Annotated in this window: 18 protein-coding genes; all 18 read left to right on the top strand. The window is 47.8% G+C overall.

Annotated elements, in window-relative coordinates; genetic code table 11:
• Nucleotides 1-94: 94 nt before the first annotated feature.
• A complete protein-coding gene (gene bshC, locus RS891_RS22720; protein ID WP_315793261.1) occupies nucleotides 95-1,726 on the top strand; it encodes a bacillithiol biosynthesis cysteine-adding enzyme BshC in 1,632 nt (543 codons plus the stop codon).
• Between the two features lie 45 nt (nucleotides 1,727-1,771).
• Entirely contained in the window at nucleotides 1,772-3,037 is a 1,266-nt protein-coding gene (locus RS891_RS22715) for an adenosylhomocysteinase (protein WP_113053844.1), read from the top strand.
• Nucleotides 3,038-3,312: 275 nt separating this feature from the next.
• On the top strand, nucleotides 3,313-3,750 hold the full coding sequence (gene mraZ / locus RS891_RS22710) for a division/cell wall cluster transcriptional repressor MraZ (RefSeq protein ID WP_017687291.1): 438 nt from the start codon (nucleotides 3,313-3,315) through the stop codon (nucleotides 3,748-3,750).
• Nucleotides 3,751-3,768: 18 nt separating this feature from the next.
• Nucleotides 3,769-4,719 carry a 16S rRNA (cytosine(1402)-N(4))-methyltransferase RsmH gene (gene rsmH / locus RS891_RS22705; RefSeq protein WP_113053845.1) on the top strand — a complete coding sequence of 317 codons (951 nt, stop codon included), beginning with the start codon at nucleotides 3,769-3,771 and terminating at the stop codon, nucleotides 4,717-4,719.
• Between the two features lie 27 nt (nucleotides 4,720-4,746).
• On the top strand, nucleotides 4,747-5,175 hold the full coding sequence (locus tag RS891_RS22700; RefSeq protein WP_113053846.1) for a hypothetical protein: 429 nt from the start codon (nucleotides 4,747-4,749) through the stop codon (nucleotides 5,173-5,175).
• 50 nt (nucleotides 5,176-5,225) lie between these two features.
• Nucleotides 5,226-7,556, top strand: coding sequence for a penicillin-binding transpeptidase domain-containing protein (locus tag RS891_RS22695; protein ID WP_315793260.1), 2,331 nt, complete (start codon nucleotides 5,226-5,228; stop codon nucleotides 7,554-7,556).
• A 93-nt stretch (nucleotides 7,557-7,649) separates the two neighbouring features.
• Nucleotides 7,650-9,614: a stage V sporulation protein D gene (locus RS891_RS22690; protein WP_053781224.1), complete on the top strand. Its 1,965-nt coding sequence runs from the start codon at nucleotides 7,650-7,652 to the stop codon at nucleotides 9,612-9,614.
• A gap of 129 nt (nucleotides 9,615-9,743) precedes the next feature.
• Nucleotides 9,744-11,231 (top strand): UDP-N-acetylmuramoyl-L-alanyl-D-glutamate--2,6-diaminopimelate ligase, encoded by a 1,488-nt coding sequence (locus RS891_RS22685; protein WP_315793259.1) that lies wholly within the window; start codon nucleotides 9,744-9,746, stop codon nucleotides 11,229-11,231.
• Complete coding sequence (locus RS891_RS22680) at nucleotides 11,231-12,643, top strand: UDP-N-acetylmuramoyl-tripeptide--D-alanyl-D-alanine ligase (protein WP_315796406.1); 1,413 nt, start codon at nucleotides 11,231-11,233, stop codon at nucleotides 12,641-12,643. Before RS891_RS22685 ends, RS891_RS22680 begins: the two co-directional genes overlap by 1 nt.
• Nucleotides 12,644-12,655: 12 nt before the next feature.
• Complete coding sequence (gene mraY / locus RS891_RS22675) at nucleotides 12,656-13,624, top strand: phospho-N-acetylmuramoyl-pentapeptide-transferase (protein ID WP_063566988.1); 969 nt, start codon at nucleotides 12,656-12,658, stop codon at nucleotides 13,622-13,624.
• A gap of 3 nt (nucleotides 13,625-13,627) precedes the next feature.
• The gene (gene murD / locus RS891_RS22670) at nucleotides 13,628-15,049 is read left to right on the top strand and encodes a UDP-N-acetylmuramoyl-L-alanine--D-glutamate ligase (protein ID WP_315793258.1); all 1,422 of its coding nucleotides are present in this window, start codon (nucleotides 13,628-13,630) and stop codon (nucleotides 15,047-15,049) included.
• 48 nt (nucleotides 15,050-15,097) lie between these two features.
• Complete coding sequence (gene spoVE / locus RS891_RS22665) at nucleotides 15,098-16,195, top strand: stage V sporulation protein E (protein WP_099858475.1); 1,098 nt, start codon at nucleotides 15,098-15,100, stop codon at nucleotides 16,193-16,195.
• 7 nt (nucleotides 16,196-16,202) lie between these two features.
• A complete protein-coding gene (gene murG / locus RS891_RS22660; RefSeq protein WP_113053850.1) occupies nucleotides 16,203-17,312 on the top strand; it encodes an undecaprenyldiphospho-muramoylpentapeptide beta-N-acetylglucosaminyltransferase in 1,110 nt (369 codons plus the stop codon).
• Between the two features lie 148 nt (nucleotides 17,313-17,460).
• On the top strand, nucleotides 17,461-18,366 hold the full coding sequence (gene murB, locus RS891_RS22655) for a UDP-N-acetylmuramate dehydrogenase (protein WP_113053851.1): 906 nt from the start codon (nucleotides 17,461-17,463) through the stop codon (nucleotides 18,364-18,366).
• A 17-nt stretch (nucleotides 18,367-18,383) separates the two neighbouring features.
• Entirely contained in the window at nucleotides 18,384-19,667 is a 1,284-nt protein-coding gene (murA, locus tag RS891_RS22650) for a UDP-N-acetylglucosamine 1-carboxyvinyltransferase (protein WP_113053852.1), read from the top strand.
• 58 nt (nucleotides 19,668-19,725) lie between these two features.
• Nucleotides 19,726-20,493: a cell division protein FtsQ/DivIB gene (locus RS891_RS22645; RefSeq protein WP_315793257.1), complete on the top strand. Its 768-nt coding sequence runs from the start codon at nucleotides 19,726-19,728 to the stop codon at nucleotides 20,491-20,493.
• A gap of 293 nt (nucleotides 20,494-20,786) precedes the next feature.
• The gene (ftsA, locus tag RS891_RS22640; protein ID WP_113053854.1) at nucleotides 20,787-22,073 is read left to right on the top strand and encodes a cell division protein FtsA; all 1,287 of its coding nucleotides are present in this window, start codon (nucleotides 20,787-20,789) and stop codon (nucleotides 22,071-22,073) included.
• A 150-nt stretch (nucleotides 22,074-22,223) separates the two neighbouring features.
• A complete protein-coding gene (gene ftsZ / locus RS891_RS22635) occupies nucleotides 22,224-23,336 on the top strand; it encodes a cell division protein FtsZ (protein ID WP_063566980.1) in 1,113 nt (370 codons plus the stop codon).
• The last annotated feature ends 178 nt before the right edge of the window (nucleotides 23,337-23,514 follow it).

The following is a 23,514-nucleotide window of genomic DNA, read 5'->3' as shown; positions in this document are numbered from 1 at the left end:
TTTTTATTTTTTGATGCACTTTCTTTTGACGAAGAGGGCTCTCATTCGGTACAATCAAGAAAGGCTCTTTGAAGCAGAATAGGAGGCAGACCTCATGAAAGGTATTACCGAGGCACTCCGCAGCGGAACTCGACTTGCAGAAGACTATGTCTGTTCAAGGGATGCTGCGCGTGGCCTTTACGAGTATGACATTCGCTGGGAATCGGGGCTTCATACGCGTGCCGAGTGGCTAGACCAATCGGAGAACACTCGTATTCCTCGTCAACGTCTGGCAGAGTATCTACGTATATATAATAAACGGGTGAACGATCATGGTGCTGTTCATGAATCCATCACACGTCTCGCGGAACAAGATGCGTTGGTTGTAACGGGAGGACAGCAAAGCGGCCTGCTTACAGGTCCGTTGTTTGTAATTTACAAAGCAGCAAGTGTGGTTGCAGCTGCGCGGGAAGCGGAGAACAGGCTACAACGGCCAGTCGTTCCCGTTTTTTGGATTGCAGGAGAAGACCATGACTGGGATGAAGTGAACCACACATACTTGCCTGACGCCAGCGGGGACATGAAGAAGATCAAGTTACAAGGGCGGTTTGCAGGCAGGGATTCCGTGAGTTATGTCCGTGTGGAAACGGAACAATGGATGACTGTGCTGGAGCAGGTGGAACATCTGTTACCGGATACGGTGCACAAACCAGGATTAATGAAGTTGGTTACGGAGATTCATCAGTCGAGTTCAAACTTGAGTGATGCGTTTGCCCGTTTAATCTCAGCGTTATTCGGCAGCAGTGGACTTGTTCTGATGGATGCCGCAGATCCAGACTTGCGCAGGCTTGAGCAGCCTGTATTTGATCGTTTGATTCGTGAAAATGGGACATTACGCCAAGCATATGCACAAGGTGCCTCCGCGTTGGAACAAGCCGGATATGCCATGCCAGCTGAAGTCGCGGAAGATGGGGCCAATCTGTTTTACATACATGAAGGGGCGCGTTTGCTTCTGATGTTGAAAGACGGCTTGTACGGCGACCGTAAAGGTCTGGTTTCATTTACAGAAGAGCGACTGCTTCAGGAACTGGGTGAACATCCCGAGCGGTTTAGCAACAATGTATTGACCCGGCCATTGATGCAAGATTCCATTTTACCTGTAGCGGCTGTTATCTTGGGTCAAGGTGAGATCGCGTACTGGGGATTGACACGTGAAGCGTTTGCCCGGTTTGGGTTGCAGATGCCAATCTTGCTTCCACGTCTGTCCTTTACTATTATGGAAGATGTTCATCACAAACATATGAAGCAGTACGGTCTTTCTTTCCAGGACGTTCAATATCATATGGAAGAAAAGAAGGAACAGTGGCTGGCACAACAGGAGACCTTCCAGGTCGATGAACAGTTCGAGCGCATTCAACAAGCATTTGCCGATCTATATCGTCCATTACTTGATCAGATCGCAGAGATCCACCCTGGTTTGGACCGAATTGGAGATACCAATGTAGGCAAGATCAGCGAACAGATGCAGTATCTGCAACAACAGACCCACAAAGCCATCAAAGATAAACACAATGTGAGTCTTAGGCACTGGAACGGGATGCAAAACTCACTCTTTCCCATGAACAAACCGCAGGAACGAGTACATAATGTACTCTTTTACCTTAACCGTTATGGAACCGAGTGGATTGAACAACTGATTGAAAGTCAGAATGAATTCCGCGGACAACACCAAGTGATCACGTTGTAGTGACCTTTTATAATAGAAGGAATAGATAGTTGAGGAGGATGAGGAATGACTACCCCTGCATTGCAAAACAGTATTGTTAAAGATATGGGACTCGCTTCAGAAGGTCATCTGAAAATTGATTGGGTAGAAGCACATATGCCGGTGTTGAACCGTATACGTAGCCAATTTGAACAGGATCTTCCGTTTAAAGGTTTGAAGGTAGCCATTTGCCTTCACCTTGAAGCCAAAACAGCTTATCTGGCGAAAGTCATTCAGGCTGGTGGTGCAGAAGTGACAATTACACATAGCAACCCATTGTCAACACAGGACGATGTTTGTGCTGCTCTGGTGGAAGACGGCGTTACGGTGTATGCCAAACATAATCCGGATCCGGTTGAGTTCAAAGAACTGCAGCTCCGTGCACTTGAAGTAAAACCTGATCTGATCATTGACGACGGTGGAGACTTTGCCACTATTATTGCATCTGAACGTCCTGATCTAGCTGCCACAATTCGTGGCGGAGCAGAGGAAACGACAACGGGCATCATTCGTCTGAAAGCTTTGGCGAAAGAAGGTCAATTGCGTTTCCCAATGGTTGCAGTCAATGACGCTTATTGCAAATACCTGTTTGATAACCGTTACGGTACAGGTCAGTCTGCTTTTGATGGTATCATCCGTACAACCAATCTGGTTGTTGCAGGAAAGAACGTAGTTGTAGCAGGTTATGGATGGTGTGGTAAAGGTGTAGCGATGCGTGCCAAAGGGCTCGGAGCAAATGTTATCGTAACTGAAATTGATCCTATTAAAGCCGTAGAAGCACATATGGACGGATTCCGGGTCATGACGATGGTGGAAGCAGCAAAATTGGGTGATTTCTTCATCGCTGTTACCGGCAATAAAGACGTAATCACTGGAGAGCACTACGATGTGATGAAGGATGGAGCAATCCTGAGTAATGCGGGTCACTTTGACGTAGAAGTTAACAAACCTGAACTTGCTAAACGTTCCGATTCGATTCGTACCGTACGCCGCAACATTGAAGAATATCGCTTCAAAGATGGCCGTAAGATGTATTTGCTTGCTGAAGGACGTCTCGTAAACCTGGGTGCTGCCGATGGACACCCTGCCGAGATTATGGATACAACGTTTGCATTGCAAGCGCTGGGTCTCCGTTATGTTAGCGAGAACTATGCCGAATTGGGTAAAACCGTTGTTAATGTACCTTATGACATCGACCAACAGGTTGCCAGCTACAAACTGGAAAGCTTGAATATTGCCATCGACTCTTTGTCCGCTGAGCAGGAAAAATATCTGGACAGCTGGAAATTCTAAGAGGCATCCATTAATTACAAGCTGATTAAGTGCTTCAAAGGGTTTAAAATGGTTTATTAATGATATGGCTCATATGCGGGTGTACGTGCGCTTGCCCGTAAACGGGAAACGTCTTTGATCCTGAGTGACAGGATCAAAGACGTTTTTTTTGCGGTTGGGAAAATAAAAAATTAAAGCTCGTAAGAAGGGTTTTGATTTTTTTGTGCGAATCTATTATGCTTAGGTGGTGGAAAGTGGGGCAAAGTGGGAGAAACGGGTGAGGAGTGAGTGGGCCAATGTTTATGGGGGAGTTCCAACATAGCATTGATGACAAGGGTCGGGTTATTATTCCGGCTAAATTCCGCGAATCTCTGGGACCGTCTTTCGTTGTCACACGGGGTTTGGACCAGTGTCTTTTCGTGTACCCCATGGAGGAGTGGGGGGTCATGGAACAGAAGCTCAAAGCACTGCCATTGATGAAATCTGATGCACGTGCGTTTACCCGTTTTTTTTTCTCGGGTGCCACCGAATGTGAATTGGACAAACAGGGCAGGGTAAATTTGCCGGGCAATCTTAGAGAGTATGCCAAGCTGGACAAGGATTGCGTTGTTCTTGGCGTGTCGAACCGGGTGGAGATTTGGAGCAAAGGCATATGGGAGAGTTATTTCAATCAATCCGAAGAAGCATTCAACGACATTGCCGAAAAGCTGGTCGATTTTAATTTTGATCTATAAAGTCAGGAGGGGTGCAGGTTGTTTCACCACATAACCGTACTCAAAGAAGAGGCAACAGAGGGTTTAAACATCAAGCAGGACGGTATATACGTGGACTGCACTTTAGGCGGTGGCGGACATAGCTCCGTGATTGCATCCAAGCTCGGTCCAGGGGGACGTCTGATCGCACTGGATCAGGATGATTGGGCTTTGGATAACGCACGTGAAAAATTGGCTCCATATGGAGAGCGGATTACATTGGTGAAAACCAATTTTCGTGATCTGGAACAGGTACTGAAAGAACTGGATGTACCGATGAAAGATGGCGTACCGCAGGTAGATGGTATTTTGTACGATCTGGGGGTATCATCACCGCAATTCGACGAAGGAGAACGTGGATTTAGCTACAATCACGATGCACCGTTGGATATGCGTATGGATCAGGATGCATCCCTTACCGCCAAAGAGATTGTTAACGAATGGCCGGAAGAGGAGATTGCCCGTATTTTGTATCGCTATGGTGAGGAGAAATTCTCTAGAAGAATTGCTCGTGTCATTGTTGAAAAAAGAAAGCAGTCCACAATTGAGACGACTGGTGAACTGGTGGAGTTAATCAAGGAGGGGATTCCGGCGGCGGCTCGTCGTACAGGAGGACATCCTGCAAAACGCAGTTTTCAGGCATTGCGCATTGCCGTTAATGATGAGTTGGGCGCGTTCGAAGAAGCGTTACATCAGGCCGTTCGGTGCTTGGCACCAGGCGGACGTGTATCTGTTATTACTTTTCACTCACTTGAGGACCGAATTTGCAAACAGATATTTAGCAGTTATCTGGAGAAATGTACATGCCCTCCCGATTTTCCGTTGTGTGTTTGCGGCGGTAAGGGTGCCATGCGTTTAGTGAACAGAAAGCCGCTGATTCCAACGGAAACGGAACTGGCCGAAAACTCCCGTGCTCGTTCAGCAAAGCTGCGCGTAGCCGAGAAACTGTAAATCAAGAGCGGAGGAGAGAGTCGGAGTATGGCATATACACGTGGTAATCTGGCAGTGAAAGAAAAAGCGTCCCAAGAACGTGTGACCCAGCAGCGGTACAAGGAAACCACGAAAGTGGTGACCCGTCGTACCGGTCTTCCGGCACGCGAAAAATTTTTGTATCTGATTACTCTGGTTGCAGTCATTGTCGTGGGTGGTGTTATGATGTCGCGTTACGCTCACATCTATGATCTGAACAAGCAGGCCCAGACGACGTTGTCTGACGTGAGAGAAGCAGAGAAAACGATTGCAGATCTGCAAGTGGAAAAAGAAAAACTAAACAATCTGGTCATCGAGAATGCTCGCAAACTTGGTTACGTGGAGGCTTCCGGCAAGGATGTCATTTTTGTACCTCGGTCAACAAGTACAACGAACTCGACAGGTACTGAATCGTCCTCGGATACAGCAAATAAGTAGAACATTTTGTATCAATTCTTACAAAGTGCTGAAGCAAAAGAGGTGTACCGATGGTAAAAAGAATAAAGATGCGCACGCTGCTTATAGGGGGATGTATTACCCTCTTTTTTCTTGTATTGATAACCCGCATCTTTTTTATTCAGGTTGTTAATGGCGGTATTTGGCAGGAGCGAGCAGCTGGTTTGGTCGAACGTGAACAAACCATCAAGGCCAGTCGAGGGACCATCACAGATCGCAATGGTAACATTTTGGCGACGGATGCGCCTGCATACACAGTATCTGTAAACCCGGAGATGATTAATCAACTTGGGATTGAAGATGTGGTTACTGACAAATTATCTAGTTTATTGGGTAAAAGCGAGAGTGAAATGCGAGCACTTGTAACAGCTAAAAAGGAAGATGGGACATTCTTTCAACAACGTGAAGTACGCAGTGAAGGGTATAAAATTAGCCCTGAACTCGCTGCTAAGGTAGACGAATTTCGCGAAAAACTGCAGGATGACTACAAGGCTAAAAACGCGATTGTCATGACACAAGAGTCGAAGCGATATTATCCGGAAGAAACGCTCGCCTCTCATTTGCTGGGATACATGAGTCGTGATGGCAAGGCTGTTAATGGACTTGAAGTCTCCTATGATGAACAGCTTACAGGTACAGATGGTTATCTGAACTACCAGAAGGATGCCAAAGGGTACAAGCTGCCTGATTCCCAGGACAGCTACCTTCCACCCCAGAATGGAAGCAACTTAAAGCTGACGATTGATGATACAATTCAGTACTACATCGAAGATGCAATGAAAGAAGCGGTAGCCCAGTACAATCCACTGAGCATGACTGTCATTGCAGCAGATCCTAACACCATGGAAATCTTAGGAATGGCCAATTGGCCGACCTTTAATCCTAATACGTATGCTGAAACGCCGGATCAGAAAAATTTTATCAACCATGCGATACAATCCATCTATGAACCAGGGTCTACTTTTAAAATTGTTACGCTGGCGGGTGCGGTTGAAGAGAAGCTGTTTGATCCGAATGCTACGTTTGATTCCAAGCGAGTATATATCGGTGGCTATCCAATCAGTGATAACGGTCACGCCTATGGCCGGATTTCCTACTTGGAAGGTGTCAAACGTTCAAGTAACATTGCGTTTGTTAATCTCGGCTATAACATGCTTGGTGGTGAACGTTTGCGTCATTACATAGACCAATTCGGTTTTGGTAAAAAGACGGGCATTGATCTGCCGAGTGAATCGGCTTCACCAATCAAGCCGCTGGTTTATAAATCGGAAATTGCCACAGCAGCTTACGGTCATGGTCTTGTACAGGTAACGCCAATTCAACAGGTAGCAGCCATTTCGGCCATTGCCAACGGCGGCAAACTTATGGAACCGCATCTGGTAAAGGAAATTATTAACCCGAATGACGGTACATCCGAAGTGATCAAGCCGAAGGTTGTTCGTCAGGTCATTTCCAAGGAGTCTTCCAAACTTGTAAGCGGGTATCTGGAACAGGTTGTAGCCGACCAAACGATCGGTACAGGGCGCAATGCTTATATCGAAGGATACCGGGTGGCAGGTAAAACGGGAACTGCTAGAAAAGTCGTAAATGGGGAATACAGCAAATCCAAAGACGTCGTTTCGTTTATCGGATTTGCACCTGTAAATAATCCCAAAATCGCGATGTTGATTGTGATTGACCAGCCTGATGGTTCCAATATTGGTGGAGGTACTGCAGCTGCTCCGGTCTTCAAGAAGATTGTGAGCCAGACTCTTCAGTACATGGGAGTTCCCAAAGATACAGTGAAGACCACTGACAAAAAGTCAAAAACAACGCCGGTCGTTCAAGCTAAAGCTCCTGATCTGTCAGGTAAGACTGCCAAGCAGGCCAGAAGCCAACTTTTGAACGCAGGAATTGCCTATGAGACGCTTGGTCAGGGTGAAAATGTCATTCGCCAGTATCCTGTGGCGGGTGCAGCCATGAATCCTGGCCAACGAATCTATCTGTTGACCGAAGAGAGCAGCAAGATGAAGATCCCTGATCTGACTGGCGAATCTCTCCGGGACGCACTTGAAGTGCTCTCCCTCATGAAAGTGGGCGTGACAGTCAAAGGTGAAGGATACGTGGTGAAGCAAACGGAGCAGGTGGCAGGCGAACAGAGAACGGTTGAGCTTGTGCTGCAAACGGCCAAAGCGGCAGTTACCGGTATAGCAGATGAAGCTCCCGAGTCTTCTGATCCAGCATTAGGGAACGAGACTGACATTCAAGGAGCAGCAGATGGAGTAGGGAACACCGAAAAAACGGGCAAGACGGATACTACAAAGCCACCTTCAAATGAGACAAAATCGTCTGATAACACATCGGATGGGGCTTCACTTCCATAGAGATCACAGACAGCTTGTTCTAACCCCCGGTTGTCCTGAATATTCATGAATTGAACACAATCATGATTTTGGGACGAGTGGGGGGATCTTTTCGTGAAGGGGTCAAGCGTAAATCTGCGGCGCAGGCTGTTATGGAGTTTAGTGATTTTAGTTCTGTTATTCTCAGCCTTGGTGATCAGGCTTGCTTATGTACAGTTAGGAAAAGGACCGGAACTATCTGCGAAGGCAGAAGAGTCCTGGCGGCGGAATATTCCGTATTCAGCCAAACGGGGAGAGATTCTGGATCGTAATGGAACCTCTCTCGCCTACAATATAACCACACCAACCATTATGGCGATTCCTGCTCAGGTGAAGGAAGCGGAGACAACAGCAAGGGCACTGGCTCCTTTGCTGGGGATGACCGAAGAGAAAGTGCTGGCAACCATCAAGAAAAGAGAACTAATTGTACGACTACAACCCGGTGGCCGCAAAATTACGATGGAGAAAGCTCAGCACATCCGTGATTTGAAGCTTCCGGGTATCGTTGTTGCTGAGGATAATAAACGCTTCTATCCTTATGACGACCTGGCGGCTCATATTCTTGGTTTTACGGGCATTGATAATCAGGGCTTAACGGGTGTAGAGAAAAAGTATGATGATAAGCTGAACGGTTTGAATGGCAGTGTGTCCTACTTGTCCGATGCGGCCGGAAGGCTAATGCCGGGCTCATCTGAGAAGTATGTGGAACCGAAGGATGGTCTGAACCTCAAGCTGACTATTGATAAATCGATTCAGTCCATCATGGAACGCGAGCTGGATCAGGCTATGGTCAAGTTCCAGGCCAACTCGGCGCTTGCCATTGCAATGAACCCTAAGACGGGTGAAATCCTTGGCATGGCCAGTAGACCCGGATACGAACCAGCGGATTATCAGCAATATCCGGCCGATGTGTACAATCGGAATTTACCGATCTGGATGACGTATGAACCAGGTTCAACGTTTAAAATCATTACACTCGCAGCAGCACTTGAAGAGAAAAAAGTAAATCTGACGCAGGATCAGTTCTATGATCCCGGATTTGTTGAAGTGGGAGGCGCTCGCCTGCGGTGCTGGAAAAAGGGCGGTCATGGAAGTCAGACCTTCCTGCAAGTCGTGGAGAACTCCTGCAACCCTGGATTTGTTGCACTAGGTCAGAGACTGGGCAAAGAATCATTGTTCTCCTATATTAAAGACTTCGGATTCGGCACCAAAACAGGTATCGATCTGAGTGGTGAGGCCAGCGGAATTCTGTTCAAGTTGTCACGGGTCGGACCTGTGGAGCTTGCGACCACTGCTTTTGGCCAAGGGGTATCCGTTACGCCGATTCAGCAGGTAGCGGCTGTGTCAGCAGCTATTAATGGTGGTAAACTATACAAGCCATATGTTACAAAGGCTTGGGTTCATCCCGAAACGGGTGAAGTGATGGAAGAGGCCAAGCCGGAACTGGTTCGTCAAGTCATCTCGGAAGATACATCCAAGCAAGTACGAGAAGCACTTGAGAGTGTCGTTGCCAAGGGTACGGGACGTCCGGCGTTTATTGATGGATATCGGGTTGGCGGCAAAACGGGTACAGCGCAGAAGGTAATCAATGGACGTTATTCCTCTACCGAGCATATTGTATCCTTTATCGGTTTTGCTCCGGCGGATGATCCGCAGATTGTTGTGTATACTGCGGTGGATAACCCGAAAGGAATTCAGTTCGGCGGCGTGGTTGCCGCACCGATCGTACAGAACATTCTGGAGGATGCACTGCATTATATGAATGTTCCGGTTCGGAAGGATCAGGTAGCCAAAGAATACAAGTATGGAGAAACGAAAATCGTGACGGTTCCCGATCTGACAGGAGCCACGGTCGAAGACCTGTATGAGGATCTGAATATGAACTTTATGCTGGCCAAATCCGGCAGTGGGAAATATGTCATTAACCAGGCTCCAAAGCCAGGGGCACGGGTTGATCAGGGTTCTACTATACGGATCTATATGGGTGATGTTCTGAATGATATTCATGATCATACCAAGGAGGAAGGACAAGAGCCCTGATGGGGCTCTTGATCCCCACCGCAACAAAATGCACTGAGTTGCGTTTCATTAATTGGCTGTGTTGACGATATTAATGATTACAGAGAACTGTTGAAATTGAAGTAAACTTGGAGAAGTGAGGTTATTCATGTGCTTTTAAAACAACTTTCATCATTGCTGACAACCGCCCGTGTCATTGGCGAACCAAATACAGAATGTCAAAACCTACAGACAGATTCTCGCCAGGTACAACCGGGAGATCTGTTTATCTGTCTTCCAGGGCATACGGTTGACGGACATGACTATGCTGAGAAGGCTGTAAACACTGGAGCTGTTGCTCTGGTTGTGGAACGAGAGCTGGATCTGCCTGTTCCGCAGTTGCTGGTAAAAGACAGCCGTTTCGCTATGGCTGTACTGGCGGATTCCTTTTTTGACTCGCCAAGCCGCAAGATGAATATGATTGGTGTAACGGGAACTAACGGAAAAACAACAACTACCTATTTAATTGAAAAAATCATGAGTGACTTTGGTCAAAAAACAGGATTAATCGGGACCATTCAAATGCGCTATGACGGGCGCACGTACCCGATGTCAGGCACTACACCGGAAGCACTTGATCTGCAGCGCAGTCTGAATGATATGGTTCAAGCTGGCACGGACTGTTGTGTTATGGAAGTTTCCTCCCACGCTTTGGAGCAAGGTCGGGTAAAGGGGACGGAATTCCGCACGGCTGTATTTACCAATCTGACGCAGGATCATCTGGATTACCATCATTCCATGGAGGAATATCGCGGAGCCAAAGGACTGTTTTTTGCACGGTTGGGTAACGGATATACCGCAGATGTTTCCAAACGCAAATTTGCAGTGATCAATGCAGATGATCCAGCTGCAGCCTATTTTATATCTGTAACTGCAGCTGAAGTCATTACATACGGCATGGAGGAAAATGCGGATGTACGCGCATCCCAAATTTCAATTACCTCGCAAGGTACTTCTTTCCATGTAGATACATTCAGAGGCGGCACCGATATTCGTTTACGCATGGTAGGCAAATTCAATGTGTATAACGCAATGGCTGCCATCGCTGCTGCTCTGGTTGAAGGCATTCCGCTGGAGGAGATCAAACGAAGCTTGGAGACGGTACCCGGCGTAGATGGACGTGTTGAGGCTGTTGATGAAGGGCAGTCTTTTGCTGTTATTGTTGACTACGCTCATACCCCAGATGGTCTGGAGAACGTATTGCGGACGGTGAAGGAATTTGCTGAAGGACGTGTGATCTGTGTATTTGGATGTGGTGGTGACCGAGATCGTACGAAGCGGCCTCTAATGGGTAAAATTGCAGCGAAGTACAGTGATATCGTATTTGTCACTTCCGATAATCCGCGGACAGAAGATCCCGATCTGATCCTCAAGGATATTGAACAGGGCCTGATTGAAGATGCCATTCAACCTGACCGTTATACGATGATTGTGGATCGGCGCCAGGCGATTCATGAAGCTATTGAAATGGCAAGCACTGCCGATGTAGTATTGATTGCGGGTAAGGGGCATGAGACCTATCAAATTATCGGCACAACCAAGACGGACTTTGACGATCGGATCATAGCGAAAGAAGCGATAAGGGGCAAATCCAATTGATAAAAAGAACATTGGCACAATTGGCCGAGATGTGTGGAGGAACACTAACTGACGTTGCTGCTTATGGTGATGTTGGTGTTGAGGGTGTATTTACAGATTCGCGTAAGCCAGTTCAAGGCAGTCTCTTTATCCCGCTTGTTGGCGAAAGGTTTGACGGACACGAATTTGTGCAAACCTGTGTAGAGAAGGGCGCTGCCGGGGCATTATGGCAAAAGGATCACGGAATTGCACCTCAAGGTGCGGTGATTATTGTGGAGGATACCCTGGTTGCATTGCAGAAGCTTGCGTCCTCCTATTTAAGAGAAAACAAGGCCTCCGTTGTAGGCATTACAGGTAGCAATGGTAAAACAACAACAAAGGACATTGTGGATGCTATTCTCTCTACAACGTTCAAAGTGCATAAGACCCAAGGCAACTTCAATAACCATATTGGTTTGCCACTTACCGTACTTAGCATGGAACCGGACACTGAGATCGTCATTCTGGAGATGGGTATGAGCGGCCGAGGGGAGATTGAAGAATTATCTTTAATTGCTCAGCCGGATGTCGCAATCATCACGAATATTGGAGAATCCCATCTCCTTCAACTGGGATCTCGATTGGAGATTGCTCGGGCAAAAGTTGAAATTGCTGCTGGTATGAAACCAGGTGGATTGCTGGTATACAACGGCGACGAACCGTTAATTGAGCAGGTTCTGGCAGAGCCAGTAACGAAGCTGCCTGAAGGACTTCAGCGGTATACATTTGGCTTGCAGACAGATAACGATGATTATCCAACTGGAATTATGAATGTACAGAGTGGGGTCGCGTTTACCACCAAGCAGTCTGGAGAGGGTGCTCTTACACTCCCGTTATTGGGAACACATAATGTGGTCAACTGTCTTGCTGCATTAGCGGTTACCCGTCATTTTGGAGTGGCTGCTGAACAGATTATAGCAGGACTGTCACGTCTGAAATTAACCGGCATGCGCATCGAGATTATTAACGGCGTCAGTGGTTTGACCATGCTTAATGATGCTTACAACGCTAGTCCAACCTCCATGAAAGCCGCTGTGGATGTGCTGGAGGGCCTCAAGGGGTATCGGATCAAAGTAGCCGTGCTCGGTGATATGCTGGAACTGGGGCCTCAGGAGCATGACCTCCATCGGGGAATCGGTGAATATATCACACTCGACAAAATGAATATGGTGCTGGCTTATGGCCCTTTATCTGCGAGTATTGCAGAAGGAGCAAGACAAAACATGCCAGCAGAAGCCGTACACACTTTTGAGAGCAAGGAAGAATTGACCCGATATCTACTGGAGAATCTCCAATCCAGAGACGTTGTCTTATTTAAGGCCTCCCGTGGCATGAAGCTTGAGGATGTGGTCGAAGCGCTAAAAATAGCTCCATTACAGAATAGAGTAGACTAGAGGGGTGAACCCATGGATTTCCAGGTATTACTGTTAACAATCGGTGTTTCATTTATTTTGGCGGTGATTGCTGCACCGCTCTTGATTCCATTGCTGCGTCGAATGAAGTTCGGACAGCAGGTTCGGGAAGATGGGCCACAGAGCCATCTGAAAAAAAGCGGAACGCCTACAATGGGCGGAGTAGTTATTTTACTCGCGTTCACATTGGCCTTTTTGAAATTTTCAGCGGTCAAAAATACGGACTTTTACGTCCTGCTCGTGGCTACACTCGGCTTCGGCCTGATTGGCTTCCTGGATGATTACATCAAGATTGTATTCAAGCGTTCACTGGGGCTGACGGCTAGACAAAAGATGATAGGTCAGCTGTTCTTCAGTGCCGTGATGTGCTACTTGCTGATCCAGAATGGACACAGTACAGCCATATCGATTCCGGGTACATCAGTCTCCTTCGACTGGACGGGATGGTTCTACTATCCGTTTGTGGTATTCATGATGCTTGCCATCACGAATGCAGTTAACTTTACCGATGGTTTGGACGGCTTACTGTCCGGCGTGAGCGCCATCGCATTTGGGGCATTTGCCATTGTGGCGATGCAGGCAACATCCATGCCAGCAGCAGTATGTGCGGCGGCGATGATTGGTGCGGTACTTGGATTCCTGGTATATAACGCACACCCGGCCAAAGTGTTTATGGGAGATACAGGTTCACTCGGAATTGGTGGTGCGATTGGTGCCGTCGCCATTGTGACGAAAACAGAACTTCTTTTTGTCATCATTGGCGGTATTTTCGTCATCGAAATCCTGTCCGTCATTATTCAAGTGGTATCATTCAAAACTCGTGGCAAACGTGTATTCAAAATGAGCCCGATTCATCATCATTTTGAACTGAGTGGCTGGTCGGAATGGCGAGTTGTCATTACTTTTTGGGCGGTAGGTGCCATTTTGGCCGCTCTTGGACTTTATCTCAACAAGGGGTTGTAAACAATGAATCATCCTGAATCATATCGTGGGCAACAAGTGGTTGTGCTTGGACTGGCCAAGAGCGGCGTGCAGGTCGCCAAAGTGCTGGATCGTGCCGGCGCAATCGTTACAGTTAATGATAAAAAAGAGAGAGAACAGTGTCCCGAAGCATCCGAATTGGAGGCTTTGGGAATTTCTGTTGTATGCGGTGGACATCCGGACGACCTAATTCATAGTGATGTGAAGCTTGTAGTCAAAAATCCGGGCATTCCCTATCAAGCGCCTCCTGTGCAACAAGCACTCGCATTAGGTATTGAAGTAGTGACCGAGGTAGAAGTGGCATATCATCTATGCGCTGCGCCTATGATTGGGATCACTGGCTCTAATGGGAAAACGACCACAACAACGTGGGTAGGCAACATGTTGGAGCTTGCCGGTTTGAAACCCATCGTTGCCGGTAATATTGGAACGCCATTGTGTGAGGCGGCAGAGCAGGCTTCTGTGGATAACTGGATGGTGGTGGAGCTTAGCAGTTTCCAACTGAAAGGCACATCCGATTTCCGTCCGCGCATTGCGAGTTTGCTAAACGTGGCGGAGACTCATTTGGATTACCATGGGAACATGGATGATTATGTGGCTTCCAAAGCCAAATTGTTCTCCAACCAACAACCAGAGGATGTAGCTATCCTGAACTGGGATGATCCGGTATGCCGCGGACTGGTTCCTTATATCAAAGCAAAACTGCTCCCATTCTCGCTGACAGAGAAGCTTGAAGCAGGGGTATATGCTGATCCTCCTTATGTGGACGGGGAAGAGGATGATGTGAAGCGCCAGGTGGTCTATGCAGACGGTCAGGGCAACCATCACATCATTATTGATGTGGAAGACATCGGCATCCCGGGACGATTCAATGTGGGAAACGCATTGGCAGCAGTAGCTATTGCTGTGTCCGCTGGAGCCGATCCGTCTGTGCTTGCTGCGCCATTGGCTGACTTCAAGGGGGTTGAACACCGTCTTGAGTATGTACTTGAACATAATGGAGCGGGCTATTACAACAACTCCAAAGCAACCAACTCCAAAGCAACCGTAATGGCGCTGAACTCCTTCAAGGAACCGGTCGTTCTCATAGCCGGCGGACTGGATCGTGGTTCAGACATGATGGAATTGCTGCCATTGTTCCAGGAGCGGGTGAAAGCTGTGGTTGCTCTTGGAGAGACACGAGAGAAAATTGCCAAGGTCGCGGAACTGGCGGGATTAAAGCAAATTAAGGTCGTCGATAATGAGGAGGACGCTGCCCGGACGTTAACCGCTGCGGTGCAGGAAGCTTCACAGTTTGCAGCTCCGGGTGATGTGGTCTTGTTATCGCCGGCGTGTGCAAGCTGGGACATGTTTGCTTCCTATGAAGAGCGGGGACGCATTTTTAAAGAGGCGGCGCATAACTTGTAAGTAGGGGGGTGGAAAAGCCCCTACTTCCATGCAAGGGGTGGCCTCCTGATGAAACAGACGCGACCGGCGCCGGATTTCTGGCTCCTAATTTGTATTCTGGCATTGCTTGCCATCGGCATTATTATGGTATACAGTGCGGGCTCGGTGCTTGCTTTTCATGACTATGGTGATTCATTTTACTTTGTCAAAAGACAGCTGCTGTTCGCTGGACTTGGACTTGCTGCCATGTTTGTTACAGCAAATGTGGACTACCGGGTCTGGAGAAAGTATGCCAAGCCTATACTGATTGCCTGTTTTATAATGCTGATTGCGGTGCTGATTCCTGGCATCGGAGTAGTTCGGGGAGGGGCACGAAGCTGGTTGGGCATTGGCTCATTCGGCATACAACCTTCAGAATTCATGAAACTGGGGATGATCCTGTTTCTGGCTCACTGGTTAAGCAAGGAACCTGGCAAAATCAAAACGTTCACGACGGGGCTTCTGCCACCGCTCGGCTTGATTGGTTTGGCCTTTGGTATCATTATGCTTCAGCCCGATTTGGGGACAGGCACAGTAATGCTGGGTGCATCCATGCTGATTATTTTCACAGCAGGAGCACGGATGAAGCATCTCTTGCTTCTTGCCCTGGGCGGTGTAGCTGGATTTGCCGCATTGATTGCGGCAGCTCCTTACAGATTGCAGCGAATAACAGCTTTTTTGGATCCGTGGTCTGATCCACTTGGTGCCGGATATCAGATTATTCAATCTTTATATGCAATCGGCCCCGGAGGACTTGCGGGATTGGGGCTGGGTATGAGTCGACAAAAATACAGCTACGTACCCGAGCCGCAAACGGATTTTATTTTTTCCATTTTGGCTGAAGAGCTTGGCTTTATTGGTGGAATGATTGTATTATTGCTGTTCCTGGTCCTGGTGTGGAGAGGGATGCGCGTAGCGATGACGGTACCAGATGCCTTTGGCAGCCTTTTGGGCGTAGGTATTGTGGGTATGGTGGCTGTGCAGGTCATTATCAACATTGGCGTTGTGATCGGGCTTATGCCGGTTACGGGGATTACACTGCCGCTTATCAGTTATGGCGGTTCATCTCTGACCTTGATGTTGACAGCGTTAGGCATATTATTGAACTTATCCCGTTATGCGAGGTGAATGTACGATGCGAGTCGTTCTAAGCGGCGGCGGTACCGGTGGACATATCTATCCGGCCGTTGCTATAGCAAGGCAATGTGAGGCGGAGAATCCCGACTCGACATTTTTATATATCGGTGGTACCCGTGGACTGGAAAGCAAACTGGTGCCACAAGAGAATATTCCGTTTCAATCGATTGACATTACAGGTTTTCGCCGGAAATTGTCCTTTGACAACGTGAAGACTGTCATGAGATTTTTGCAAGGTGTACGCAAAGCCAAGAAAATGCTCAAGGAATTCAAACCCGATGTCGTCATCGGTACAGGGGGCTATGTGTGTGGGCCTGTCGTTTATGCAGCAGCCAAACTTGGCATTCCAAGTGTTATTCATGAGCAAAATGCCATCCCCGGGTTAACGAACAAGTTCCTTACTCGGTATGTGGACACGGTAGCTGTTAGTTTTGAGGGGTCGGAAAAAGCATTCTCTGGAGCCAAAAAGGTTGTGTATACCGGTAATCCAAGAGCTACAACGGTAGCCCAGGCCAGCCGCGATCGTGGATTTGCGACATTGGGTGTACCTATGGACAGCCGTGTTGTTCTTGTGGTCGGTGGTAGCCGTGGTGCGAAAGCAATCAATAAAGCCATGGTGGATATGGCACCGATGCTGGCCAAGCTTGAAGATGTGCACGTGGTCTACGTGACTGGTGATTCTTATTTTGATGAAACGCGTGAGGCAATCCGCAGTTCCCTTGGAACAATGCCAAATCATCTGCATGTGCTGCCTTACGTACACAACATGCCCGAGGTTCTGGCATGCACGTCGCTGATCGTAAATCGTGCAGGTGCATCATTCCTTGCCGAGATTACATCTCTCGGTATTCCGTCCATCCTGATTCCGTCACCTAACGTGACGAATAATCATCAGGAGGCGAATGCTCGTACGCTTGAGGGTGGCGGTGCATCGCTTACGATGCTGGAGAAGGATCTGACAGGCCAGGCGCTATATCAAGCGATTGCTGAAATTATGAATGACGAAGCGGCGCGCAAAAGGATGGCGAAAGCTTCCCGGGAACTGGGAAAACCTGATGCAGCCGAGGTGCTTGTGAGCGAGATTCGGCGTCTTGCTGCAGGGCGTTAAAGTGCATTTTGGGCGATTGTCACACACACGGCGGGACTGACATAAGATACCCTATAAATCGTGATAATCGTTCCATGGCGCCGCAACACGGCTTGCAGCAACGAAAGCTGCCGTGCTCATCGGTTTTGAAGTAAAGGAGGATGTTAATATGCAGCAGTGGATATCGTTACTATCCCAGAACAATGTCGGCAAAGTTCTTGAAAACGAGCCGCTAGCCAAATACACCACATGGAAGATCGGCGGTCCTGCAGATGCGCTGGTCATACCGGAAAACAAGGAGCAGATGGTCAATCTCATCCAATTGCTGCACATGCATCAGATCCCATGGATGCAGCTTGGACGGGGTTCAAACATGCTGGTCTCTGACAAGGGAATACGCGGAGTTGTCGTGAAACCGGGAGAAGGCTTTGATTATGCCGAGTTTCACGAGGGCGGGGTGACCGCCGGAGCAGCACATTCCTTTGTTAAACTCAGTGTTGTTGCTGCGAAGAAAGAGTGGACCGGTTTGGAATTTGGCAGCGGCATCCCCGGAACGGTCGGCGGAGCCGTGTATATGAATGCTGGTGCCCATGGATCGGATGTGTCACGGATATTTCAATCCGCTGAGATTGTACTGGAGACAGGGGAATTGGTACGTTACAGCAAGGAGGACATGGAATTTGCCTATCGCCACTCTGTTCTGCATGACCGGAGAGGCATCGTGCTGGAGGCTACATTTGCACTCCAGCAGGGTGAACGCAAAGTCATTTCGGAATCGATGGCGGCTTATAAAGACCGTAGACGCCGTACACAGCCACTGCAGATGGCGTGTGCTGGCAGCGTGTTCCGGAATCCCCCTGGTGATCATGCCGCCCGTCTGATTGAAGCAGCGGGGTTAAAAGGTATGACTCAGGGAGGCGCACAGGTATCCACCATGCATGCCAATTTCATTGTCAATACAGGCCAAGCAACAGCAGAGGACGTTATCACCCTAATGCAGCAGATTCAGAACACTATATCATCTCAAAACGGTATTAACCTGGTACCGGAAGTCTTCGTAGTGGGTGAACGGTAAACCCCGGAGGTGATACATTGGACAAATTGGTGATTGAAGGCGGGAAACCCCTCTCAGGATCCATACGCATCCATGGAGCAAAAAATGCCGCTTTACCGATCATGGCCGCAAGTTTGTTGGCAGACGGAGAAGTTACGTTGCACAACGTTCCACACTTGCTGGACATCGAAGTGATGCTGTATATCCTGGAACGACTTGGATGCACGTGTCGGCATGAACAAGGAACAGTGACGATAGATACATCGTCCATCCGGTCATATGATGTGCCTGAGGATCTCATGAAGCAGATGCGTTCTTCCATTTTTTTGATGGGACCATTGCTGGCTAAGTTTGGGCAAGTATCCGTGTACCAGCCAGGTGGCTGTGCCATTGGGGAACGTAAAATTGATCTTCACCTTCGGGGCCTGGAGGCGCTCGGAGCTTCGATTGAAGAGCTGGATCAGCAGATCATATGCAGCGGGCGCAAGCTGGTGGGTACAGACATTCATCTGGACTTCCCCAGTGTAGGAGCCACAGAAAATATTATGATGGCTGCCGTTACAGCTGAAGGTACAACTACAATATTTAATGCAGCCAGAGAACCAGAGATACAGGATCTGCAACATTTTCTGAATGCAATGGGTGCACGAATTATCGGTGCTGGAACGGATACGATTACCATTAATGGTGTGGAGAAACTCAAGCCTTGCTCTTATGAAATTATACCTGATCGGATCGTTGCAGGAACGGTGATGATTGCAGCCGCAGCAACGAGAGGGAATGTAACGCTTACACACTGCAATCCGGCCCATCTTACTTCCCTTATACATGTGTTGAAGCGTACTGGTGTTCAAATCACAGTCTGCAATGATATAATGACGGTGAGCTGTATGAGCCGTCCCAAATCAGTAGACCGCATTGTGACTTCTCCGTATCCTTCATTTCCAACAGACCTGCAGTCTCAGATTATGGTGCTGCTCAGTCTGGCAGACGGTTTCAGTGTAATGAAGGAAACGGTATTCGAGGGTCGGTTCAAACATGTGGATGAGCTGAATGTCATGGGAGCCGATATTTCGGTTGACATGAATGCAGCATTTATCCGTGGCGTTCCCCGTTTGTACGGGGCTACAGTGGAAGCAACCGATCTGCGGGCAGGTGCAGCACTAGTTATTGCTGGTCTTGCTGCCCAGGGAAAAACGGTTGTGGAGCAAGTGCATCATATTGATAGAGGGTATGATCGTATCGAGAAGCTTTTTCAGAGTCTTGGAGCTTCGGTTGAGCGACAGTCCCCCGTTTCGAAGCAGCTGGATTTTGCCAATTAACGTCCTTTGAGTCCCCTTCTTAAGGGAAGGGGGCCGGAGGCTTTGTGGAGCGCGACCTATGCCTAAAAGTCAAATTCCGGTTCTGAAGAAGAATCGGCCCAAACGAAACACAAGCCGTAAAATTGTTTTTATTCTCTTACTTCTTTTTATTGTATTACTTGCAGTACTTTTTTTTCGTTCTTCGATGAGTCGGATTTCGGCAATTGAGATTACGGGTAATGTATACACAACAACTTCAGAACTGCTGGAGAAAAGTGGTCTGAAGGAGGGCGAACAGTTTTTTGGGACAACCTCTGCTGATGTGATTGAGCGACTGAAAACAATCAAGGCTATATCAACCGTAACTGTGGATAAACAATTTCCCGGGACTATTCTTATTAAGGTGCAGGAATATCCAACAGTTGCGTATGAACTTGGTTCTGACGGTACGCTAAAAGCCATACTGGCAAGCGGGACAAGCTTAACGGTCCCTGCCACCATTGGTGTTGCGGTTGAGAAACCGATTTTGACCCAGTGGAAGGCGGACGATCCGCTCAAGGCTAAGCTGAGTGAAGCGTTGGCCAAGATCCCGAATGAACTAACGACGGATATTTCAGAGATTATTCCGAATCCTACACCTTCATTCCCGGATCAGATTCGGATATATACCAAGTCACAGTTTGAAGTGATTACAACCGTTTCTCTATTATCCGATAAGGTAGAGTATCTCAATCAGGTCATTGAGACGGAACGTCCAGGGAAAATCACGATGCTGGAGGCTGATACTTACGTGCCTTTCATTCCGGATAATCCTGAAGAAGATGCTGAGCCAGGAGCAACTCCCTGATTTCCGCCTTTATTCGGTTGAGAAGTATTCAAAACCAGACGGGATCGGGGTTTAGCCCCTTTAATCCAGTGAAAGTTGTTCTTTCTGAGACGAAGAAAAAATGATACACTTGAACTTATGGCACTTGAGTTGCCTCCTTCTTTTTTCTTCAAGGTTTTATGTCTCGCAACCAGATCTTGGCACCCAAAAAAATTGTAGAAAAAAGAGGGAAAGCCTAAAGTGTGTTGAATATGTTTTAAGAGTGTTTAAACCCGAACGTATTTTACTATTTGGAGTCAGGAGGTGCCACAGACTTGAGCAACAATGACATCATTGTTAGTTTGGACATCGGTACATCCAAAATTCGCGCTATTATTGGGGAAATGAATAATGGAACCTTTAATATTATTGGAGTTGGATCTGCCGACTCGGAGGGAATTCGCAAAGGTGTAATCGTAGATATCGATCAGACGGTGCAATCGATCCGCAATGCAGTGGATCATGCAGAACGTATGGTAGGTATTCAAATATCCGAAGTATATGTTGGAATCTCGGGAAATCATATCGGACTGATGAGCAGTCACGGCGTCGTGGCAGTGTCTAACGAGGATCGTGAAATCGGAGAAGAAGACATGGAGCGGGTGTTGAAAGCAGCCGAAGTGATTGCGGTTCCACCGGAACGGGAAATTATTGATGTTGTCGCCAAGCAGTATGTTGTAGATGGCTTGGAAGGCATACAGGACCCTCGTGGTATGATTGGTGTTCGTCTGGAAGTAGAGGCGACCATCATTACGGGTGCAAAAACCGCGATACATAATCTTTTGCGCTGCGTGGAAAAAGCGGGTCTGAAAGTAAGTGATTTGGTACTCATGTCACTTGGGGCAGGTCAGCTGGCATTGTCCAAGGATGAAAAAACGATGGGGTCCGTTCTTGTTGATATCGGAGCAGGGGCTACAACCATCGCCATCTTCGAAGAAGACAGTCTCGTTGCAACTTCAACGCTGCCTATTGGCGGGGAATTTGTAACGAATGACATTGCCTATGGTCTGCGCACATTAACAGATCAAGCCGAAAAGGTGAAATTGAAGTATGGCTGCGCATGGCTGGATGATGCTGCTGCTGATGTCATGTTCAAAGTAACACGGATTGGCAGTAACGTAGACAAGGAATTCTCTCAAGAGGATCTGGCGGCTATTATTGAACCAAGGGTTCAGGAAATATTCCAGATGATTTCTCAAGAAGTGAAACGTCTTGGTTACAATGATCTTCCTGGAGGTTATATACTAACGGGAGGTACGGTCTCTATGCCGGGTGTTCTGCAGGTAGCTCAGCATGAGCTTGTTGCTTCGGTACGAGTTGCGGTGCCGGATTATATCGGTGTGCGTGACCCAGGCTACACGAGCGGAGTCGGCATTTTGCACAGTGTAATCCGCAGTTTGCGTATTCGTCCCTCGATCAACAACGGCGGTGGAAACAACAACAACAACAACAATAACAACAAAAAACCGACCAACCGTCCTAAGCCGAATACGGCCCAGGAATCGGAGCAGAAACCAGGTCTGTTCGAACGGCTGAAAAATATGTTCAGCGAATTTATATAAAAGGTTGAATCCATTTCATACAATTCTTGAAGCCGTCTGAATGCGCTGGTTCTAAAATAAACGCTTTCGTTCGTCGATATATGAAATTGATTCGGTTCAATCAAAAATTGGACGGGCCATCCATGCACATTGAGGGGGAGATGGAATAATATGTTGGAATTTGATTTCGAGATGGAGAGCTTGGCTCAAATTAAAGTCATCGGTGTAGGCGGCGGCGGAAGCAATGCAGTCAACCGTATGATCGAAAACGGTGTACAAGGTGTAGAATTTATTACGGTAAATACGGACGCTCAGGCGTTACACCTTGCAAAATCCGAGCATAAATTGCAAATCGGTGATAAATTAACCCGTGGTCTTGGCGCTGGCGCCAACCCGGATGTAGGTAAAAAAGCAGCGGAAGAATCCCGTGATTTGATCATGAACACCTTGAAAGGTGCAGACATGGTATTTGTTACAGCAGGTATGGGCGGCGGAACTGGTACAGGTGCGGCTCCGGTTATTGCCGAAATCGCCAAAGAGTGCGGTGCACTTACCGTGGGTGTAGTTACTCGCCCGTTCACATTTGAAGGACGTAAACGTTCCAGCCATGCAGAGCAAGGTATTGAAGCTCTCAAGGAAAAAGTGGACACGCTGATCGTCATTCCAAATGATCGTTTGCTTGAGATTGTAGACAAAAAGACACCAATGCTTGAAGCGTTCCGTCAAGCAGATAATGTGCTCCGTCAAGCCGTACAAGGTATCTCTGACTTGATCGCTGTACCGGGTCTGATCAACCTTGACTTTGCAGACGTGAAAACGATCATGCACGAGCGTGGATCTGCGCTGATGGGTATTGGTGAATCAACTGGCGAGAACCGTGCTGCAGAAGCGGCACGTAAAGCGATCATGAGTCCTTTGCTGGAAACTTCCATCGAAGGTGCACGTGGTGTCATCATGAACATTACGGGTGGCATTAATCTGTCCCTGTATGAAGTCAATGAAGCAGCTGAGATCGTTACGTCAGCTTCTGATCCGGAAGTGAACATGATCTTTGGTGCCATCATTGATGAGGATCTGAAGGAGGAAATCAAAGTAACGGTCATTGCGACTGGTTTTGAAGATAAACCTGCTTCCCCACCACCAGGGCGTAAACCGGCTCCAGCAAGTGAGCCTGCGGATAACCGTTCGCCGAACCTGCGTCCGTTCGGAAATCAGCCGAGCAATGATCAGCTGGATATTCCGACATTTTTGCGCAATCGTTCACGTAATAATAACAACGATTAATACGATAATAGATTTCATTGAAGACCCGGTGCTCCTGATGGAGCAACCGGGTCTTTTTTGTTTTTTTTATTATCCTATCACATCGTATTGAACAAATTCTGAACAACGGGTCTGAGCAATTCCGACAAAAAAAGTTGGAACGATCCCCCCATGATTAGACAGACTTTGAAAAGTGAGC

It is taken from the genome of Paenibacillus sp. BIC5C1, assembly GCF_032399705.1.
GTDB lineage: Bacteria > Bacillota > Bacilli > Paenibacillales > Paenibacillaceae > Paenibacillus > Paenibacillus taichungensis_A.
This window is presented reverse-complemented; position numbering and strand designations above follow the sequence as displayed.

Coding starts and splice junctions, on each gene's coding strand:
- bshC (WP_315793261.1), top strand. CDS start 95: ATGAAAGGTATTACCGAGGCACTCCGCAGCGGAACTCGACTTGCAGAA.
- RS891_RS22715 (WP_113053844.1), top strand. CDS start 1,772: ATGACTACCCCTGCATTGCAAAACAGTATTGTTAAAGATATGGGACTC.
- mraZ (WP_017687291.1), top strand. CDS start 3,313: ATGTTTATGGGGGAGTTCCAACATAGCATTGATGACAAGGGTCGGGTT.
- RS891_RS22700 (WP_113053846.1), top strand. CDS start 4,747: ATGGCATATACACGTGGTAATCTGGCAGTGAAAGAAAAAGCGTCCCAA.
- RS891_RS22695 (WP_315793260.1), top strand. CDS start 5,226: ATGGTAAAAAGAATAAAGATGCGCACGCTGCTTATAGGGGGATGTATT.
- mraY (WP_063566988.1), top strand. CDS start 12,656: ATGGATTTCCAGGTATTACTGTTAACAATCGGTGTTTCATTTATTTTG.
- murD (WP_315793258.1), top strand. CDS start 13,628: ATGAATCATCCTGAATCATATCGTGGGCAACAAGTGGTTGTGCTTGGA.
- spoVE (WP_099858475.1), top strand. CDS start 15,098: ATGAAACAGACGCGACCGGCGCCGGATTTCTGGCTCCTAATTTGTATT.
- murG (WP_113053850.1), top strand. CDS start 16,203: ATGCGAGTCGTTCTAAGCGGCGGCGGTACCGGTGGACATATCTATCCG.
- murB (WP_113053851.1), top strand. CDS start 17,461: ATGCAGCAGTGGATATCGTTACTATCCCAGAACAATGTCGGCAAAGTT.
- RS891_RS22645 (WP_315793257.1), top strand. CDS start 19,726: ATGCCTAAAAGTCAAATTCCGGTTCTGAAGAAGAATCGGCCCAAACGA.
- ftsZ (WP_063566980.1), top strand. CDS start 22,224: ATGTTGGAATTTGATTTCGAGATGGAGAGCTTGGCTCAAATTAAAGTC.